General features: G+C 37.6%; 16 protein-coding genes. 10 read left to right on the plus strand and 6 right to left on the minus strand.

Annotated elements, in window-relative coordinates; genetic code table 11:
• Positions 1–22 precede the first annotated feature (22 nt).
• Genes gmd through wecB form a run of 3 tightly spaced genes read left to right on the plus strand, consistent with a single transcriptional unit; the run spans position 23 to position 3672 of the window.
• Positions 23–1117, plus strand: coding sequence for a GDP-mannose 4,6-dehydratase (gene gmd / locus FCN14_RS02025; protein WP_138429424.1), 1095 nt, complete (start codon positions 23–25; stop codon positions 1115–1117).
• On the plus strand, positions 1080–2480 hold the full coding sequence (locus FCN14_RS02030) for a nucleotide sugar dehydrogenase (protein WP_138429425.1): 1401 nt from the start codon (positions 1080–1082) through the stop codon (positions 2478–2480). Before gmd ends, FCN14_RS02030 begins: the two co-directional genes overlap by 38 nt.
• Positions 2481–2520: 40 nt before the next feature.
• Positions 2521–3672: a non-hydrolyzing UDP-N-acetylglucosamine 2-epimerase gene (gene wecB / locus FCN14_RS02035; protein ID WP_138429426.1), complete on the plus strand. Its 1152-nt coding sequence runs from the start codon at positions 2521–2523 to the stop codon at positions 3670–3672.
• Positions 3673–3770: 98 nt separating this feature from the next.
• On the opposite strand, the gene FCN14_RS02040 is transcribed toward wecB, so the two are convergent.
• A complete protein-coding gene (locus FCN14_RS02040) occupies positions 3771–4853 on the minus strand; it encodes a hypothetical protein (RefSeq protein WP_138429427.1) in 1083 nt (360 codons plus the stop codon).
• Positions 4854–5207: 354 nt separating this feature from the next.
• Between FCN14_RS02040 and FCN14_RS02045 the strand changes: the two genes are divergently transcribed.
• The 7 genes from FCN14_RS02045 (at position 5208) to FCN14_RS02075 (ending at position 12713) form a co-directional block, all read left to right on the plus strand.
• Positions 5208–7004, plus strand: coding sequence for an ABC transporter ATP-binding protein (locus FCN14_RS02045; RefSeq protein ID WP_138429428.1), 1797 nt, complete (start codon positions 5208–5210; stop codon positions 7002–7004).
• Positions 7005–7096: 92 nt separating this feature from the next.
• Positions 7097–7969, plus strand: coding sequence for a putative capsular polysaccharide synthesis family protein (locus FCN14_RS02050; RefSeq protein ID WP_171032775.1), 873 nt, complete (start codon positions 7097–7099; stop codon positions 7967–7969).
• Between the two features lie 60 nt (positions 7970–8029).
• Positions 8030–8713 (plus strand): class I SAM-dependent methyltransferase, encoded by a 684-nt coding sequence (locus FCN14_RS02055; RefSeq protein ID WP_138429430.1) that lies wholly within the window; start codon positions 8030–8032, stop codon positions 8711–8713.
• 20 nt (positions 8714–8733) lie between these two features.
• Entirely contained in the window at positions 8734–9885 is a 1152-nt protein-coding gene (locus tag FCN14_RS02060) for a glycosyltransferase family 4 protein (protein WP_138429431.1), read from the plus strand.
• Positions 9886–9916: 31 nt separating this feature from the next.
• Positions 9917–10831, plus strand: a complete 915-nt coding sequence (locus FCN14_RS02065; RefSeq protein WP_138429432.1) for a glycosyltransferase — start codon at positions 9917–9919, stop codon at positions 10829–10831.
• Between the two features lie 84 nt (positions 10832–10915).
• Positions 10916–11749, plus strand: coding sequence for a glycosyltransferase family A protein (locus FCN14_RS02070; protein WP_138429433.1), 834 nt, complete (start codon positions 10916–10918; stop codon positions 11747–11749).
• A 61-nt stretch (positions 11750–11810) separates the two neighbouring features.
• The gene (locus FCN14_RS02075; RefSeq protein ID WP_138429434.1) at positions 11811–12713 is read left to right on the plus strand and encodes a sulfotransferase family protein; all 903 of its coding nucleotides are present in this window, start codon (positions 11811–11813) and stop codon (positions 12711–12713) included.
• Positions 12714–12751: 38 nt separating this feature from the next.
• Here FCN14_RS02075 and FCN14_RS02080 read toward each other — a convergent pair whose 3' ends face one another.
• The 5 genes from FCN14_RS02080 to FCN14_RS02100 form a co-directional block, all read right to left on the minus strand.
• Positions 12752–13708 (minus strand): glycosyltransferase family 2 protein, encoded by a 957-nt coding sequence (locus FCN14_RS02080; protein WP_138429435.1) that lies wholly within the window; start codon positions 13706–13708, stop codon positions 12752–12754.
• Between the two features lie 120 nt (positions 13709–13828).
• Positions 13829–14722, minus strand: a complete 894-nt coding sequence (locus tag FCN14_RS02085) for a DmsC/YnfH family molybdoenzyme membrane anchor subunit (protein WP_138429436.1) — start codon at positions 14720–14722, stop codon at positions 13829–13831.
• Position 14723: 1 nt separating this feature from the next.
• A complete protein-coding gene (locus FCN14_RS02090) occupies positions 14724–15383 on the minus strand; it encodes a 4Fe-4S dicluster domain-containing protein (RefSeq protein ID WP_138429437.1) in 660 nt (219 codons plus the stop codon).
• A 21-nt stretch (positions 15384–15404) separates the two neighbouring features.
• Positions 15405–17030, minus strand: coding sequence for an FAD-dependent oxidoreductase (locus tag FCN14_RS02095; RefSeq protein ID WP_138429438.1), 1626 nt, complete (start codon positions 17028–17030; stop codon positions 15405–15407).
• Between the two features lies 1 nt (position 17031).
• Positions 17032–18264, minus strand: coding sequence for a hypothetical protein (locus tag FCN14_RS02100; protein WP_138429439.1), 1233 nt, complete (start codon positions 18262–18264; stop codon positions 17032–17034).
• Positions 18265–18271 lie beyond the last annotated feature (7 nt).

Raw genomic sequence — 18271 nt, forward strand, 5'->3', positions numbered from 1 at the left:
GGACAACAATGGAGAGGTACTAATGGAAAAAAGAAAAGTAGCGTTAATTACAGGAGTTACAGGTCAAGATGGTTCCTATCTGGCTGAATTTCTGCTTAAGAAAGGGTATAAGGTACATGGTATCAAAAGGCGGTCCAGTTCTTTCAATACGGGAAGGATAGATCATATTTATCAAGATCCACATACTAAAGATCTGCCGTTTGAGCTACATTATGGCGATTTAACGGACTCAACAAACCTTATCCGGATTATTCAGGATGTACAGCCTGATGAAATTTATAACTTAGGTGCACAAAGCCATGTACAGGTATCATTTGATGCTCCTGAGTATACCGCAGATACAGATGCGTTAGGGGTATTGAGAATATTAGAAGCGATTCGCATTCTGGATATGACGCAACATACTAAGTTTTACCAAGCCTCTACAAGCGAGTTGTTTGGTAAGGTTCAAGAGGTCCCGCAAACCGAAAAAACGCCTTTTTATCCTCGTTCACCATATGCGGCTGCGAAGCTGTATTCGTATTGGATTACCATCAACTATCGAGAGGCGTACGATATGTTTGCTGTTAATGGAATTCTATTTAATCATGAATCACCTAAACGGGGAGAAACATTTGTAACCAGAAAGATTACGCGGGCTGCAGTACGTATTGCCGCGGGACTACAAGAAAAAACATTTCTGGGTAATCTTGAGGCTCGAAGAGACTGGGGACATGCCAAGGATTATATCGAAGGCATGTACTTAATGCTTCAACAAGATGAGCCTGATGATTATGTATTGGCAACCGGGGAAACACACAGCGTTCGTGAGTTTTGCGAGCTGGCATTTGAACATGCCGGTATTCCACTAAAATGGATAGGAGATGGGATAGAGGAGAAGGGAATTAATGCTGAAACAGGTGATTCGGTCATTGAAATTGATCCACGTTATTTCCGGCCGACAGAGGTCGAGCTGTTAATTGGTGAGGCCCAAAAAGCACGCAAAAAGCTCGGGTGGACACCCAAGTATTCTTTTGAGGATCTTGTTAAAGAGATGGTTTACGAGGATAGAGAAAAAATTAACTTAATGCTTAAGAATAATGAAGACTATTCAAAAATCGCGAAATTTATACAATGATGTTGATGTAAAGGAGATAGAAAAAACTGCGAGGTTACAGGATAACTTTGTGATCAAGATTGAAAATAAAACAGCTCAAATAGGGATTATTGGTTTAGGCTATGTGGGATTACCGCTGTTGTGGACATTCCATGAGGTAGGATTTCCAGTGACAGGATTTGATATTGATGAAGTAAAAATAGAGGCCTTAGAACAAGGTCAACCCTATATTAAGCATTTGGGCTATGATATGATGGAAAAGCTAGCTGCATCAAATAAATGCTCTGCTACCCAGAAATTTACCGGTTTATCCTCGATGGATGCTATCATTATGTGTGTGCCTACTCCGTTGAATGCCTATCGTGAACCTGACATGCAATACGTTGAAAAAACAACAAAAACAATTGCAGAGCACTTGCAACCGGGTCAGCTGATAGTATTAGAGTCTACCTCGTATCCGGGAACAACTGATGAACTGATTATTCCTATTTTAGAAGATGTATCAGGGTTAAAATCGGGGCAAGATTTTTTTGTGGCTTATAGTCCTGAAAGAGAAGATCCAGGCAATCCTAATTTTAACACTGCTAAAATTCCAAAAGTTGTTGGTGCAGACGGTCCCGAAGCATTGCATATTGCAACAGAACTGTATGATACAGTAATTGTTGAGACTGTACCTGTATCCGATAATAAAACCGCTGAAGCGGTTAAATTAACAGAAAATATCTTTCGATCAGTAAACATAGCGCTTGTAAATGAACTAAAAATCATTTTCCAGGAGATGGGGATTGATGTGCATGAAGTATTGGATGCTGCCGAAACTAAGCCATTTGGCTTTATGAAGTTCACTCCCGGGCCAGGCCTTGGTGGTCACTGTATACCTATAGACCCGTTTTATTTGACATGGAAAGCACGGGAATACGAGAAGTATACTCGTTTTATTGAATTAGCTGGAGAAATTAATACATCAATGCCGCATTATGTTGTTGACCGGACAATAAAAGCATTAAATGCTCATAAAAAGGCGATGAATGGTAGTAAGGTGTTAGTAATAGGACTAGCTTATAAACCGGATGTTGATGATCTGAGAGAGTCGCCTACATTTAAGCTAATGGATCTGCTTGAAGAGTACGGGGCTAATGTATCGTATTATGATCATTATATTCCTGAAATATGGGAGACGCGCGAACACGACCAATGGACAGGGTTACAAACGGTGGCATGGGAAAAAGAGAGTGTTTCTAGCTTCGATGCAGTCATTATCTCAACAGATCATTCCGATATTGATTACCAAGAATTAGCCGACTGGAGTGATATTATTGTGGATACTCGCAATGCAATGAAGGGGATTCAGGCTAAGTCGGTTAATCAAATTTGGAAAGCGTAACCCAGTGTCAGCGCAGATAAAACTAATTGACTATTAAAAAATGAAGAATTTAGTAATTGTAGTAGGGACGCGACCTAACTTCATTAAAATAACCCAATTTAAAAAAGTAGCCGAACGTGATTTTCCGGGTACTTTTAAGATTACAATTGTGCATACTGGACAGCACTATGATGATAAGATGGCAAATGTGTTTTTTCAGCAATTTGAGCTGGAGATTGACTATTTTCTTGATATACCAGCTGTATCACCTAATACTCAAATGGCTGAAGTAATGCTCCGACTAGAACCGGTTATCAAAGAATGTGATACTGATATGCTATTAGTTACGGGGGATGTCAATTCTACTTTTGCAGCAGCGTTAACAGCAAACAAGATGGATATTCCGCTTGGGCATATTGAAAGCGGGTTACGGAGCAGAGATCGGTCCATGCCAGAAGAGATCAACCGTATTCTGACGGATGAAATATCAGACTACCTGTTTATTACCGAACAAAGCGGAATTGATAACCTGCGAGATGAAGGAAAACCAGAAAAACAGCTTTTCTTTGTCGGTAACACCATGATCGATACCATGGTTGCTTTCGAGGATAAGATTGAATCTTCTCCTGTTATGGAAAAGCTTGGCTTAGAAAATGGTAGTTTTGTACTTATGACGATGCATCGACCGGCTACCGTGGATCATGAAGTAGAGCTTATAAAACTAATACAGTTGATTGAAGGAATTGCTTCTACCGATAAACTCGTTTTTCCCATTCATCCACGAACAGTACATAATCTCAAAAAATTTAATTTACACAATCAACTGGAAGGTAATAAGAATGTGTTACTTACAGATCCATTGGATTACTTTGCATTTCAAAAATTAATTGCTCGGTGCAAATACATCCTTACAGATAGTGGCGGGATTCAGGAAGAGTCAACATTTCGGCGGGTGCCTTGCCTTACTCTTCGTCCCAATACAGAGCGACCTTCAACCGTTGAGCTTGGGACTAATACGCTGGTTCCGTTTGAGCTCGATATAATACGAGGGTATATCAGCGATATTGAAAAAGGGGACTATAAGCTCGGAAATATCCCACCGAAATGGGATGGACATACAACTTACAGGATATTGGAAATACTTAAACACCAACTAGCTGCTAAATCTTTATCAGGTTGTAGCAATACTACCCCAAAACCCCAAAAGGTGTAACAAATTTAGGTTAGATAGTAAAAGTAAAAAAGGGATTCGATGTTGGCTTCGAATCCCTTTTTGTTTGTCCGATTAAAAAAAAATAGATACAGGTCGGGTTAAAACTCCATGGAAAAACCGTTAACATCAGCATGTGCTACTATATAGATATCTCCAGATAAATCATTGATTGTGTAGGTATATTCTGAAACGCTATCATGAGTATTTGTATGTCCATAAAGCCCCGGCGCTACAGTATATATTCCAAACTTATCTGGTAATGGATTGTTACCAACATACAAATGAGTTGCCATCAGCTTGTAAAATTCATTCGTGAACTCCGATACTTCTGTTATTTTGTACGTAACCTTCGTGGTTCCATCCAGATACTTCACAATTATTTTACCAACTAAAATGCCTTTGCTAGTATTACAACGTCCAGCTCCGGCATATAGATCAAACACATACTCACCTTCGCCCAAACCTCCATTTGACCATCCCCATCGATTATTCTTTAGATTAGCGAAGTCGGTAAAACAAGTTGCATAGCTATCACCATAAGCAAAAGCTGTTTCAGCTCCCATCATTATCGTTTGTCCCTTATTCTTAATAAAAATTACAAAATACTTTAATAATGATCTTATATCATTGCCAGATTGGATTTGGCTGTGCACCCGACCTAAGATATCCTTCACCTTTTGAACATTAAATTTAGGTTGTCCGTTATCATAAATGTCTGATGATATATTTTTGTACTGTGATATTTTATCAACATCAAAAGAAGGATTCTTCATCAGTGACCAGATCACAACTTGAATTTCACGGAATGTTAAATCCGGATCTTGTTCCATAAGACCATCTTTTATGCTCATAAAATAGTTCAGCTCTTTCCATTGCTTTTTGCCTTGGGTAGAATAAAATTGAATATCGCTTTGAAGGCCTTCAACTGATGCTTCATTCCACTCAACACACCATGCTTCTTTTGTTACACCACTGTTTAACGTTACTGTAAAGAAACTGTTCTCATTGCGATCACGCTGAAGGTTCATTTGTATATTTCCTTCAACGGATATTGGGGTGACTTCTTTAATAATTTCAAAACTCTCTTCGAGTTCTACGTTCGTTGAACGATCGCATGATAAAAAGATAAAAAATGCTATAAATGTTAATGCTGCAATATTTCTCATGGTTAGTGCTTTCATTGTAGGGTCCCTCTATAAGTGTTTAAATGATAAGCCATATATCGATGATGGCAGTTTTTGTAATAAGCAACAGTTACGAAAAGCTAATTCAAAATTTCGCTTCTGATGAGTAGAATTTACTCAAATGTGTAAGATTACTATCAGCGCTTGATTAGTCATTTACATACTATAAACTGATAGCACTTCCTACCGTAAATGATTACAAATTTAGTGCCGTAATTATAAATGGCACACTTTTTGAATTTACATTTTTAGGTGGGGATTCAATCATTTACGTCTACCTCAACGAATTGATGTTAAGTTATTCTTTGTACAACTATTGATGATTATTCCTTTGAAAAAAATTACAAATACATGACTGATATTTTTAAAAAAATATTTTATCTGCTCCCTAAGGGAGATGGTTATAAGGTTGGGGTACTATTTCTAATGATGCTGGTTGCCGCTTTTCTTGAAATAGGGGGAATTGGTATGATACCGGCATTTGTCGCCATTGTAGCAGTTCCAGATAAAGTGTTAGAGTATGATCGGCTAGAACCATTATTTTTGTATTTAAATATCCAGAACTCCAAGGATCTTCTTTTATATGGTTCCATTGCTCTCGTATTAGTCTTTATTGTAAAAAGCACCTATGTCCTTTTTTATGCTTATGTAGAATCTAAGTTTCTATTTAATCGCAGGTACAGAATGAGTAATAGGTTGATGAAAACCTATATGCATGCGCCATACAGTTTTCATTTGGATAGAAATTCAGCTGAACTTGTCAGAAATATAAATGGAGAGATAAGTATTATAGTCAATAATGTTTTGTATGGTTTGCTGAGGATAGGCATGAATGGTGTAATGACTCTGACAATACTGGCCTTCCTTTTTTACTATGATCCCTTAATTACGGTGATTGTAATTTTGTTGTCAGGTTTTGGAGCTGGCTCATTTATCTTTTTCACTCAGAATATACTGAAACAATATGGACAAGAGCAGCTTGAACATCGGCGTAAGATGTTAAAAGCAATATATCAAGGGATACACGGGCTTAAAGATGCAAGAGTTTTAAACCGGGAAAGTGAATTTATTAAAGAGTTTAGTACAGAGGCACTTAAAGACTCAATTCTCAAAACCTACACCCGATTTATTAAACAAGTACCAAGACCAGTGGTAGAAATAACAGCTGTTTTAGGAATGATGACGATTTCTATACTGATGGTATGGGAGGGGCGTTCGATGGGGGCAATTATTACCACCTTGACGTTATTTGCAATAGCTGTAGTACGCTTAATGCCAGCCACTCAGAAGATCAGTTCAATGTATTCTGCCCTTCAATACAATATGGCTTCACTGGATCCTGTCTATAACGATTTGAAACTTCTTGAAAAAAAGAATCAGCAATTCCTTGAAGAACGAAGAAATGCGACAAAAGCTGATATTATAAATAATATTGAAATTAAGGATCTGAGTTATTCGTATCCTCAAAGTAGTGAACAAGCTATTAGTAAGGTTTCTGTAACAATTCCGAAAGGCAAGGCTATAGCATTTGTTGGAGAGTCCGGGGCCGGGAAAACAACGATGGTAGATCTACTGTTGGGGTTAATGGAGCCAACTTCGGGAACAATATCTGTAGATGGAAAAAATATACATGAAAACCTATCGGGCTGGCAGCAAAATATCGGATATATTCCACAATCTATCTACATGGCTGATGATACCCTTCGGCGAAATATTGCCTTTGGTTTGCCTGACCATGAGATAGAGGATGAGAAAATATACAAAGCAGTGGAATCAGCTCAGCTTGGTAAACTACTTCAAAACTTACCGGAAGGATTAGATGCGATTATTGGGGAACACGGTACTCGCTTATCCGGAGGACAACGGCAGCGAGTGGGTATAGCTCGGGCATTGTATCACAACCCGGGCGTACTTGTGATGGATGAGGCTACCGCAGCACTGGACAATATTACTGAAAAACAGGTTATCAGGGCAATTGAATCACTGATAGGGGAGCGAACAATCATTATGATTGCTCACCGGTTGACCACGGTTATGAACTGCGACCAACTCTATCTTATGGAGGGAGGTCGAATTGTTCAGGAAGGAACTTATGAAGAGTTGGTAGAGAAAAGTTCGCTATTTAGAGAAATGGCTTTGGAGGCCTAATCAAAGGGAGGGTATGAATTATGAAAAATAGGTTTGGGTTATTACCAAATTTTATGAGAAAAGGCATTAAAAAAATATTTAATCTAAGTTTTTTGCCACATCAGTTTCTATACCTTAAACATCGGCTGTTTGAGTTTTTTGGGCGCGAACCGATCATCGTTTATACAATGGGTAAAGTGGGATCATCTACTGTTTTTCATACTTTTCAAAAGCAGTACTATCTTCCTCTTGTCTATCATGTTCATCATCTTACTGATCGCTCCTATCAACGAGCTGTTGATAGGTACCAAAAGAATAACTTACCTATTAGTCCTAAAATAAACTTGATTACCTTCTTTAAAGGTAACTCAAGCCATATGTCTGCAAGTTGTATTTTAAAAAAAGATCAAATTATTAATTCAAACCGAAAATGGAATGTTATAACCTTGGTCAGGGATCCATTTTCAACATATTTATCCCATATTTTTCAAAATCCACAGATTATACGTCCATTTCTTTTGGATGATGATGGGATACTTGTTAAGGAGAAAGTTGAAGATCATATAGAAAAAGTTTTTTCAGGCCCAAATCCTGAAAAAGATTTTATTACCAATTGGTTTGATGAAGAGTTTTTGAAGGTTACCGGGATAGATATTTATGAATATCCTTTTGACCACGAGAAGGGATATGTTCTTATAGAAGGGGAGCAGTTTAATATTGCTATTATAGCATTAGAATCACTGGATAGTAATTTAGCACCTGTTTTTAAGCAACTATTTAAGAGTAATAAAGATGTTTCTATCGAGAGGAAAAATATTAGAAGCAAGAATGACAAATCAGGTTTTTATAAGCTGTTAAAGCAAAATATCAGGGTGTCCAGGGAGGGCTTAAAAGAATTTTACTCTACTAAATATGCTAAACATTTCTTTTCTGAGGAATTTAGAAATAAAATGATTAACAGGTGGTCCAAAAATGAATATGCTTAGCAATGCTGAAATAATTCTTCATCAAAAAAATAAGCAAACTGTTAACTGTGAGTGCAAGTTATGTTATCTAAAATAAACAGATACTTCATCCCAAAGCTGGTAACAAAAAGGGTAAGAAATCTTTTTTTAGCAGCTGAGAAAAAAAAGCGAATTCATACGGAGAAAAGTATAGAAAAGGTCCGGTTGGCTTCAAAGCATATCTCCAACTGTGAATTACTATTAGATCGGTCAGATTTGTTAATAAAGTTAAAAGAAAATGCAGTTGTAGGTGAAATTGGAGTTGCCAACGGAGATTTCACTGAGCAGATAATTGAGAAAACGCAACCTGAAAAATTACACCTCATCGATAATTGGGACAAGGAAAAGTATAATGATGAGATGTATAAGAATGTTAGAAGTAAATTTAGTGATCATATTAAAAATAAGAAGGTGATTATTCATCGAAAACTATCTACTGAAGTAGTAGATGAATTTCCGGATAATTATTTTGACTGGATTTACCTTGATACAAGTCACAGGTATCAGTTGACGAAAGAGGAGCTTTTTAAATACTCCGACAAGGTCAAACCTGGAGGAATAATATCCGGTCACGATTATTCTATGGGGAATTGGGTTAATGCGGTAAGATATGGTGTAATTGAAGCAACACACGAGTTTTGTGTAAAGTATGATTGGGAACTCATCTATTTAACGGTTGAACCAATTGAAAATCAGAGTTTTGCTCTTAGAAAAATTAAACCGTAAATCAGGCAGGTTGGGAGAGTATGAAAGAAAAGAAAAAGATACTGGTCTATAACCACATATTTTTTCTGATAAGTGAGACGTTCGTTTATCAACAAGCAAGGGATTTAGCACAAAACTTTGATGTTCATGTACTTTCACAAAAGTTTCAAAACCCACATGGTTTTGATTGTTCTATGCTGAAAACGCATTTAGTAAAACGGCCACAATCGTTGGTAGGTCGTGCTTTGGGTAAATTGATACGCTACTGGTGTGGTGCTCATATGAATATATCCTTAAAGTCTTTTCTAAGGTTTAGAAAATTAGTTAAAGATCATAATATAACTGCTATACATGCCCATTTTGGTCCCAATGCGATAGATATCCTGGGATATGCAAAAGCTTTCAATATTCCCTTAATGGTGACTTTTCATGGCCATGATGCTTCTACATTACTTCGGGATAAAGAATACAAGGAAAAACTGCCAGAGCTTTTTGATTATGCTACAGGGATTATCATTGTGAGTCGACATATGATTGAAACCTTGGAGCTTGGTCCGTGGATTAGTAAAGTTCATGTTATTCCATGTTCAGTGGATCCTACTAAATTTACGATACAAAAGAACAATAAATCATCGGAGGTGGTAAAAATTGCTCACTCGGGGCGTGTTGTACCTACAAAGGGGGTTCCTGACTTAGTAAAAGTGTTTTCTGAGTTGGCAGATAAATATGACAACATTGAACTTCATATTGCAGGTGATGGTATAGAGCTTGAAGACTCCAAAGAATTGGCAAGAAAATATGGTCATCCTGAAAAAATTAGGTTCTACGGCAGGGTATCCCAACAGGAGGTCAAAGACCTGCTAAATGATGCAGATATATTTGTACTGAATAGCCGGACCGATGACAGGGGAGATATGGAAGGTACCCCGGTCTCTATCATGGAGGCGATGTGTCTTAAAAAGCCGGTTGTCTCAACGATCCATGCTGGAATTCCGGATGTAATAGAACATGGAAAAAATGGGTTGCTAGCAAAAGAATATGCAAATGAAGAGCTGAAAGACCGTATAGAAAAGCTTATCCAAAATCCGGAGATGAGAAAACAGCTCGGAGCAAAAGCTAAAGAAACGGTAGAGGAGTCGTATACGAATCGTGTTATGCAGGAGAAAATAAATAAGGTTTTTGCAAGCCTTTAAATCATAAACTATCCAAGCAACGGACAAAACTATGCTACAAGCATCAGTTGTAATTCCTGTGTATAATGAAGCCACAGAGCTTCAGAAGGTATTAGATGCGCTGGAAAACCAAACTTTCCCCAGAGATAAGTTTGAAGTTATTGTTGTCGATAATGGATCGACTGATAACACAGAAGAGTTAGTACGCGGATATGAAAAAGTAAAATATCTATTACAGGTTGAGTATCTGAATAGCTCTTATTCAAGTAGAAATAGAGGTATCGAAGCCTCAAAAGGAGAGGTGATTATACTGTTGGATGGGACTGTTATCCCGGAAAAAAAATGGCTTGAAGAAGGGTTGAATTGTATGAAGAAAAAGAATGCCGATATCGTAACCAGTAACGTACGATTTGATTTCGGGGGCAAGGTGACTGGGGGAAAATTATATGATTCCAATAATGCTACAACAAGAAGCCAAGTGAAGCAAAGAGGTGTTGCAGTCACTGCATCTTTATTTGTACAGGCTGATCTTTTTAAAGAACTGGGAAAATTTGCTGAAGGAACAAAAACGGCTGAAGATGGAATATGGACGTGGCGTGCTACACAAAGAGGGTATAGATTGGAGTTTTGTGGTAACTCCCGGGCCATTAAAAAAGCCAAGTCATTTGGAAAACTGTTGAAAAAGCAATGGAGAGAAGCAAAAGGATACCCGGTATTTTGGAGACTCCAGGGTAAACATGTACCTCTTTATAAGAAACTGATAAAAAGTTTACTTCCATATCATCCAAAAAAACTTGACCGGTTAGTTAAGAATGTTGATTTCGAGGTCAAGTTACTCCATAAGATAAGATTATACTTTGTTGCCTGGACAATATGGGTCACAATGTCGTTGGGACATATTTATGGAAGCTATTTATTGAATAAGGAAGATGCAGAGGAGAACCGAAGGGTAAAAGAGTTGGTTTGAACTTTTAAGATTGATTTCGGTTGCCTTGAATAATAAATAGAGTTCTTAAAAAAGGTTATTAGGAAATCTAAAATATATATTTAATTGAGTTATAAGATTAACATACTGGTTTCGACAATTGATTCAGGCATTCAAGATCTGGATACAGTTATTTTAGATCCCAAAAGTAATGTAAAGTATATCGTCTCACATCAATATACAGACGAGAAATATAAAAAAATTCCCGATTTTTTGGAGAGAGAGGATATTATAGTGTCTCAAATTTTTGGGAGGGGGGTAACAAAATCTCGAAACAATGCGATCCGACTTGCAGATGGCGAAATTGGTCTTTTTGCTGATGATGACGTTACCTACAAAGAGAGTTATTTTGACAGGCTGGAAAAGAGATTTAAGGAGAACCCTAATCTGGATGTAGCACTTTTCAAGATAAAGACTGGCCGGGGAGAACCTGAATATAAAAACTATCCCAATAAAGTTGTTCAGTATACAAATGCACCTTCAGTGGGTACTGTGGAAATGGCATTCCGCATAAAAAAAATTCGTGATAAAGGGATTTGTTTTGATGAACGGTTTGGGGCCGGTCAAGAGCTTTTAATTGGAGCAGATGAGAGTATCTTTGTACAAGATTGTATTGATGCAGGGCTGAAAGTGAAGTTTTTCCCTGAATATATCGTGGGTCATCCCTTTGAAAGTTCAGTAAAGACAATACCTAAATATGATAAACGTCGTATTTGGGTGACCGGTGGGTTTGACTGCAGAATAAATGGACCTATAGCTTTAGTAAAGGCTTTTTTAGGAACGGTAAAAAATTTGCCAGACTTGTTGCGGCACAAGAAAAATCCGATTGCGTATTTTTATCATCGAATTTCTGCTGTGCTTTACATCTTGAAAACTAACAATAATCAACGAAAATTATAACCTTTTTAGTGTTTTACTACCACTACACGAGAGGTTATTTCAAACGAAAAGAAATAATTCTATGGATCAAGAGTATAAAGTGGATTTCATGATTGTTGGGTCCCAAAAATGTGGTACAACAACACTTGCAGAAATGCTGAGAAGGCACCCTGCAATTGTATCTTGCGATGAAAAAGAGCCAATGTTTTTCTGTTCTAGCCCAAATTGGCAAGATGAAATTTCTGATTACCACTCACTATTTCAGTGGAAAAAGGGGGGCATGCATTTTGAATCTTCCACCTCATATACCTTTTATCCATATCGAGATCTTAAAGTTTGGGATCGCCTGTATACTTACAATCCTGATCTTAAAATTATTTATATCGTTAGGCATCCGATCGACAGAATTATTTCTAGTTATATGCATGCATATGAGCAGGGACATTTTGATACTGGGCTTGAAAAAACAATTGTTAAAAACGCTTTCTTCTTGAATGTAACCCGATATGCTACACAAATTAGGCCTTATATCGATCGATTTGGGTCAGAAAACGTTCAAATCCTTTTTTTTGAGGATTTGGTCCAAGATCCAAGTGCTGTAGTTAGTGAGTTATCAAAATTTTTAGGGATTTCAGAAAAAAACTTTGGTGATGTGCAAAATATTCATTCTAATAAATCGGTAGGAGGAAATAAGTTACATCACAGATATAAAAATCCTGGTATTGTGCTTCGAATAGTTCGCCGGTTTTTGCCATTTGTGTGGAAGAAAATAACGGATAATTCTGATCGGGCTTTTAAAGAGAAGCCTCAAATGGATCGGCAATATCAAGAAATGGTTCTCCATTTACTAAGAAATGAGATCGATGAATTAGAACAAATAACGGGTAGAGATTTAAGTACATGGAGAAAAATCAATGACTGTAACTTCAACGGAGATATTGAATCTGTTGAGCCATCATGGGATAGACTTAAGGTACATAACTAATCCCTTATAGGTTAAGGTTATATTGCTGTTATATCTAATTACCCTGGTGAAGTGATTAGCTTTTTAACTTTGTTCTTCCAATAATATGGCTTTAAGAAAGTGGGAAGTATATATCCCAATGGTGAATGCTTAAAATCAAAAGCCTTATAAATATACCAGTATGTCAGTAGTTTTTTAATGGAAGGTTCGTTCAGAGATTTAACTTTTAGGTAATTTAACCTGGCAAAGTGCTTGGAGCCTTCCAGGTATATCAGCTCGTTAGATTTTTTGGGGACGAGATCACATAACACATCCAAAAGAAATTTTGAGTCTTCTACCCATTCTTTCAATCTTGATGCTGAACCGCGATTATCTCCGTGATCTCTAAATGAAGCCTTAATTTCTTCTATTTCTATTCGTGGATATTTTGCTGCTATTTTCATTTCTGCTACAACATCATTCCATAAATGAGTTTTAGAATGGAATCCTCCTACTTCACGTAGAGCTTCAGTTTTAAAAAGGGTGTTACAAAGGTAGGGAGAGGTCTTGTCATCAAACCATTCAAAGATAAAATCGGTAAATGATTGTCCGCTTATCTTATTGAATCTTTTGGCAATCAAAAAGCCGTTTCCATCGATAATTCGCATGCCGGTACGGATTAGCCCTGCATCAGGCTTAGAATCAACCTTGCCTATGCAAGTCTCAATAAAATCGGGATCAATTAAATCATCATCATGGAGCATGTGAAAATACATGCCATTTGCTTTTTCCACACAAAAGTTAAAGTTGTTATTTGCTCCTATATTTTTTTTGTGCTTAAAATATTTGATTCTTTCATCTTTATAACTGTTAATAAGCTTTTCAGTATTGTCAGGTGAACAGTTATCAGAGACAATAATTTCAATATTTGGATAGGTTTGTTGTAAAGCACTTTCCAAGGCATTTTTTAAATACCCATCGGCGCGGTTGTAGGTTGGAATTCCAATGGTCACAAGTGGTTTTTGTTCTTTAGTCATTTTTTAAACCTCTATTAGGCTTAATATTTCTCAGTTTGGATTATTTATTTCTCTCTATTTTAAATCTAATTATCAACTGTATTTTAATATCGTAATGTGATGTGTTCATAATCTTATAGTTCAAACTTTTACAGATAGTGCCTCTGGTTTACGATAGAGGGTGATTTTTCTATAAAAGCCGGCTTTTATGACTATCCCATACCGTATTTTGTAAGCAGTATACATAGGGATTAATGCTGCAAATGCTGCTAAATAAGATGTGATTCCTGTAAGAAATTCAGGGTGAAATAGCATTCTGTAGATCTCAACTACAATGACCAAAGCAGGTAAAGCATGCCCCACAATAGGGATCGTAAATCTGTATTTCGCCTTACGTAGATGCCGAGTGGCCAGCCTGAAAGCAGGGTCTTGAGTATAGTTTACATATGCATACCAAAGGATAATATCTAAAAGAAGGAATCCCAGCGTAGTAAAAGCAAGATACGGAGACGTATTACCGGAGAAAGTTAAGAAACATAGTAGTAGTCCACTGCCTGCAACAAACCCAGACACAACAAATAAAACGGGAGTTAACCAAATATTCCAGGCTGGTAGCCCCCGGCTCTTGTACATAATCATTCCCTGGCTAATCAAGAATATTAGTCCGGATATAAAACCAACTAGGCTAAAAAATATTGAGGAAAAGATAACCTCAAGAAAGCATGAAGGAATAAAAATAGCAGCTGCCAGAGTTTCGCGTGACATCCATGACTGCTTCCAGTTTCGCATAAGATAGATTGCTCGGGAAGGCCTTCCTGCTTCTTGGGATACGGCAAATAACCCAAGTATAATCAAAAGTGGCGCGCTAACGATATAAAACAAATTCGTACTAGTGCTAAACTCCTGAAAACAAGATAAAAATGTGCCAACGAGATAAATTCCGCTTCCAACCCCACCAAGCGTGAAGTTTAGTACAGCAGGTAAGCGCCATACATTTTGGTGTATTGGTTGTAAGGTGTTGGCTATTTCTCTCATCTTATTTCATGTTATTTTTTAGGGTATAATCCTCTGGAAGGATGTACCACAAAGAGGGGGCAGTTCCAACTTCCGGATGTAGGCATTCTACATTTTCTTCTCTTACCATTTTGGATATGTTACTATTTGGATTTTCCAAATCCCCAAAATGCAATGCTTTAGAACTACACATGTTTACACAAGATGGTGTTGCTTCAATATCTATACCTGGCATTAGGCCCTGTTGTAACCCCGCATCCACTTTTACAACACAAAAATTACACTTTGTACAGGTTCCCAAGAATGATTGGAGATCTTCGTCATTAACTTTTTCATCAATTGGGTTATTATCATCTAGTTCTACTATTGACCTGGTGTTATATGGACATCCAACTATGCAGTATCCACACCCTGTACACAAATCCGGATCAATATCGACGATACCATCGGGTCGTTGATAAGTTGCTTTGGTAGGACAAACCTCAAGGCAGGGGGCGTTTTCACATTGCATGCAGCTCATCGGCAGAGAAATACGTATTTCATCTTTAACGTGATCTATTCCGAAATCAAAAACATTTCTGCGGCTCCCTCTAGGTACATTATTGGTTTGCGTGCAAGCGACTTCACATGCTTTGCAGTTGATACATTGTTCCAGATCTATGATCATTCCCCATTTAGGCATAAAAAACCTCTCTCCAGTTCATTAATTATCTATTTGTTTTTTAAGATGATCAGCCAGTCGCAGAGATAATGCTACAGCGGTTAAAACGGGGTTTGCATATCCTACCGTGGGATAAACTGACGGACCTGCTATAAATAAATTTAGTATTCCATGTACTCTGCAATTGGGATCGACGACTCCATTTTCCGGGGATTCGTGCATGCGCGTCGTACCCATATTATGCCAACCACCATGAATGTCAGGAGGTGGCACATCATCTTTTAGTTCGATCTCCAGATGGCCAAGTCCCGATCGACGCAGTTCATTGTCAACTATTTGTTGGGCTTTACGAATACTTCTGATGTCTTGGGAATTTAATTTCCAATCCAACTTTATTTTTTGTTGCCCAAACTGGTCTTTAACGTTATCAAGCATTACTCTGCTTTCCGGATCTGGAACTTGTTCAGCCATAATGTTTAGCTTAAATGCATTTATTTGACTACTGTTATCCAGATACTTGTCGAAGTGAGGACCGGCTACTTTTCGCAGAACGGCAGCTGCGATACCATCAAAATTTTGGATGCAGTTTTTTAAATGTCCTTCAAAATCGTCGACTTTTCGGCCACTTGCCACTGCAGCACCAATCTTTTTGAGCGATTGTACCCCACTGTTAGGATCCGGAATGGAGACAGGATGAATAGAAGTGGTAAAGTTTAGTAATTGCTCTTCTCTCAATACATTTTCATCAATAGTCAATTTGCCCATAACGGGTGTTCCATTTTGTTGATGAACATCATAGAGCCCAGCACGTTTGTATAGGTTGGGATCTGATGGGTAAAAAACCCCACTCCATAAGTGAGGGTGTTCCATGAAGAATCTACCTACAAGGTCGTTTTGATTCCCTAACCCACATTTCATAACATCATTAGAAAGCAACAACAAACGTGGTATTTCCAATGCGCCAGTTGCTAGTATAAATTGTGTTGCTTTTACACGAAATTCTTTTCCATTACGAGTTGTTGTAAGTATCGTTTTAACTTTTTTGGCGTTTTCAGAGGCCTCAATTTTTAGTGCAGTCGCATTTAGTACCGTGGTGATATTTTTTGCATTGTCCAGTTCTCGTCTATAATCTTCATAGAAAATGTTTTTTCGTGTGAACTGAAAAATTGTTGTTTTAACTTTTTCATTAACAAATGGGAGGGGAGTTCTGGTATCAGAGCTTTTCCAATGATCAGCATCATAAGAATAGGGACCAATTTTACAAACTTCGTGTGCTCGTTCATAGTATGGATCGAGATGAGTCTTACTAAAAGGCCAACCGCTGTATGGCACCCAGTCGCGTTTTTCAAAGTCTATGCTATCCATCCCGCGCAATCGTACTCCCTGTTCCTCATTATCGATATCTATGATCCAACGATGGCTGGTTCCTCCAAAAGCCCTAACTCGAGTACGGTCTAGATCGTAATAGGGTGTTCCAACGTTTTTACCGGTATTCAGTGTTTGTAGTTCCGGATTGGGTTCCAAACCGCCACTTTCAAGTAAAAGGACGTTAACATCTTTATTAATAAATTCTCTGGCAACAGTAATTCCAGCCACCCCTGCACCGATAATACAAATATCCGTAGCTATTACTTTACCTGTTTCAATATTTGATGAATCTATGATCATTTTATACAAAAATAGATTTGAACTTATTATATGACCGTTTAAAATTTTTGTTTTTTAAAAATGTATTTGATCCTGATGCTTTATTCTTGATACTATTATACTTATTCAACTTTGATTCCAAGAGATTAGCCAAGTCTTTCCGACCTATCTCTCTGAGGGGAGGGATGAGGTCAGTATAGGGGGCTATCATATCATCAGATGTTATTTTTACGCCTTTTAAAACCATTTCTGCAGTTACATTATCATAGGGAAAGGAATCCATTTTATTGAGCTTTCCAAGTACCAGAAATTCCAGCATTGTACGGATACATTTTTCACATCTACCGCAGTTCAAGTTATTATGTTTATATTTCTTGAAATAGTTGCATACCCGCAGGTTAAATGGTACCGATAAGTAATCAGTAACCATTTTTACTTTTTCCAGTCGGGAATAAATGAGCCCATCATGACGAATTTGCAAATTGTTACTGCTGAAATTCGGTTCTAGTAAGGGATGAGAACCATAAGGGGTTATATTTGAGACTCGCAAGGATGATGCGATCGATACAGTACTGAACCGATTGCTTAATATATGTGCAATAGCAGCTAGTGCGGCTCCCTGGAACTCCCAAATCCAGAAGTAAAAATTGTTCGAAGCATCCTCTTCACGGTAATTTAAATAGATGTTGGTATATACCGGCAAGAGGGTTACCTCTAAGCGGCTTACAACCTCTTTAAGCATAGAAAATACATAGCCAAATTTTTTCGGATCATCCTGTTCAAGGCCAAAAACAATAACTCCGTCTTTTATATATCCGGGATGTTCTTTCGGATAAATCTGCCGATTATCAACGAATGTGCTGTAGGAATCTATTCCACCGGAAAAAAAGAAGGCAGCATTTTTATTGCGAGTGTCTTGAGTTTTTTTTCCCTTGGTTTCAATTTCAAGAGTGATTAGTTCATGTTTATCACGATAGTACCAGTGACGGTATAAACCCAAAACATCTTTCACACCTTGATACAAAGCAGGAGAGATTGCTTCATCAATGGTATACCGTTGTTCTCCATAATATAATGCAGGAAATAATGTAGCCAAGAAAAAAGCATCAGGATTACAAGAGATATCGCTACTAAACTGTTTATCTACTTCAAAATAGATTACTTCCTGCGGCCGGTCTATCGTTTCCCAGACCAGCTCCGCACTAATTCTGCATCGATTATTAGCATAACTTTTTTTAATGTTTTGGACCTTCATCTTTCTG

The organism is Fodinibius saliphilus, assembly GCF_005869845.1.
GTDB lineage: Bacteria > Bacteroidota > Rhodothermia > Balneolales > Balneolaceae > Fodinibius > Fodinibius saliphilus.

Coding starts and splice junctions, on each gene's coding strand:
- FCN14_RS02040 (WP_138429427.1), bottom strand. CDS start 4,853: ATGAAAGCACTAACCATGAGAAATATTGCAGCATTAACATTTATAGCA.
- FCN14_RS02075 (WP_138429434.1), top strand. CDS start 11,811: ATGGATCAAGAGTATAAAGTGGATTTCATGATTGTTGGGTCCCAAAAA.
- gmd (WP_138429424.1), top strand. CDS start 23: ATGGAAAAAAGAAAAGTAGCGTTAATTACAGGAGTTACAGGTCAAGAT.
- FCN14_RS02095 (WP_138429438.1), bottom strand. CDS start 17,030: ATGATCATAGATTCATCAAATATTGAAACAGGTAAAGTAATAGCTACG.
- FCN14_RS02055 (WP_138429430.1), top strand. CDS start 8,030: ATGTTATCTAAAATAAACAGATACTTCATCCCAAAGCTGGTAACAAAA.
- wecB (WP_138429426.1), top strand. CDS start 2,521: ATGAAGAATTTAGTAATTGTAGTAGGGACGCGACCTAACTTCATTAAA.
- FCN14_RS02085 (WP_138429436.1), bottom strand. CDS start 14,722: ATGAGAGAAATAGCCAACACCTTACAACCAATACACCAAAATGTATGG.
- FCN14_RS02065 (WP_138429432.1), top strand. CDS start 9,917: ATGCTACAAGCATCAGTTGTAATTCCTGTGTATAATGAAGCCACAGAG.
- FCN14_RS02090 (WP_138429437.1), bottom strand. CDS start 15,383: ATGCCTAAATGGGGAATGATCATAGATCTGGAACAATGTATCAACTGC.
- FCN14_RS02100 (WP_138429439.1), bottom strand. CDS start 18,264: ATGAAGGTCCAAAACATTAAAAAAAGTTATGCTAATAATCGATGCAGA.
- FCN14_RS02030 (WP_138429425.1), top strand. CDS start 1,080: ATGAAGACTATTCAAAAATCGCGAAATTTATACAATGATGTTGATGTA.
- FCN14_RS02060 (WP_138429431.1), top strand. CDS start 8,734: ATGAAAGAAAAGAAAAAGATACTGGTCTATAACCACATATTTTTTCTG.
- FCN14_RS02080 (WP_138429435.1), bottom strand. CDS start 13,708: ATGACTAAAGAACAAAAACCACTTGTGACCATTGGAATTCCAACCTAC.
- FCN14_RS02045 (WP_138429428.1), top strand. CDS start 5,208: ATGACTGATATTTTTAAAAAAATATTTTATCTGCTCCCTAAGGGAGAT.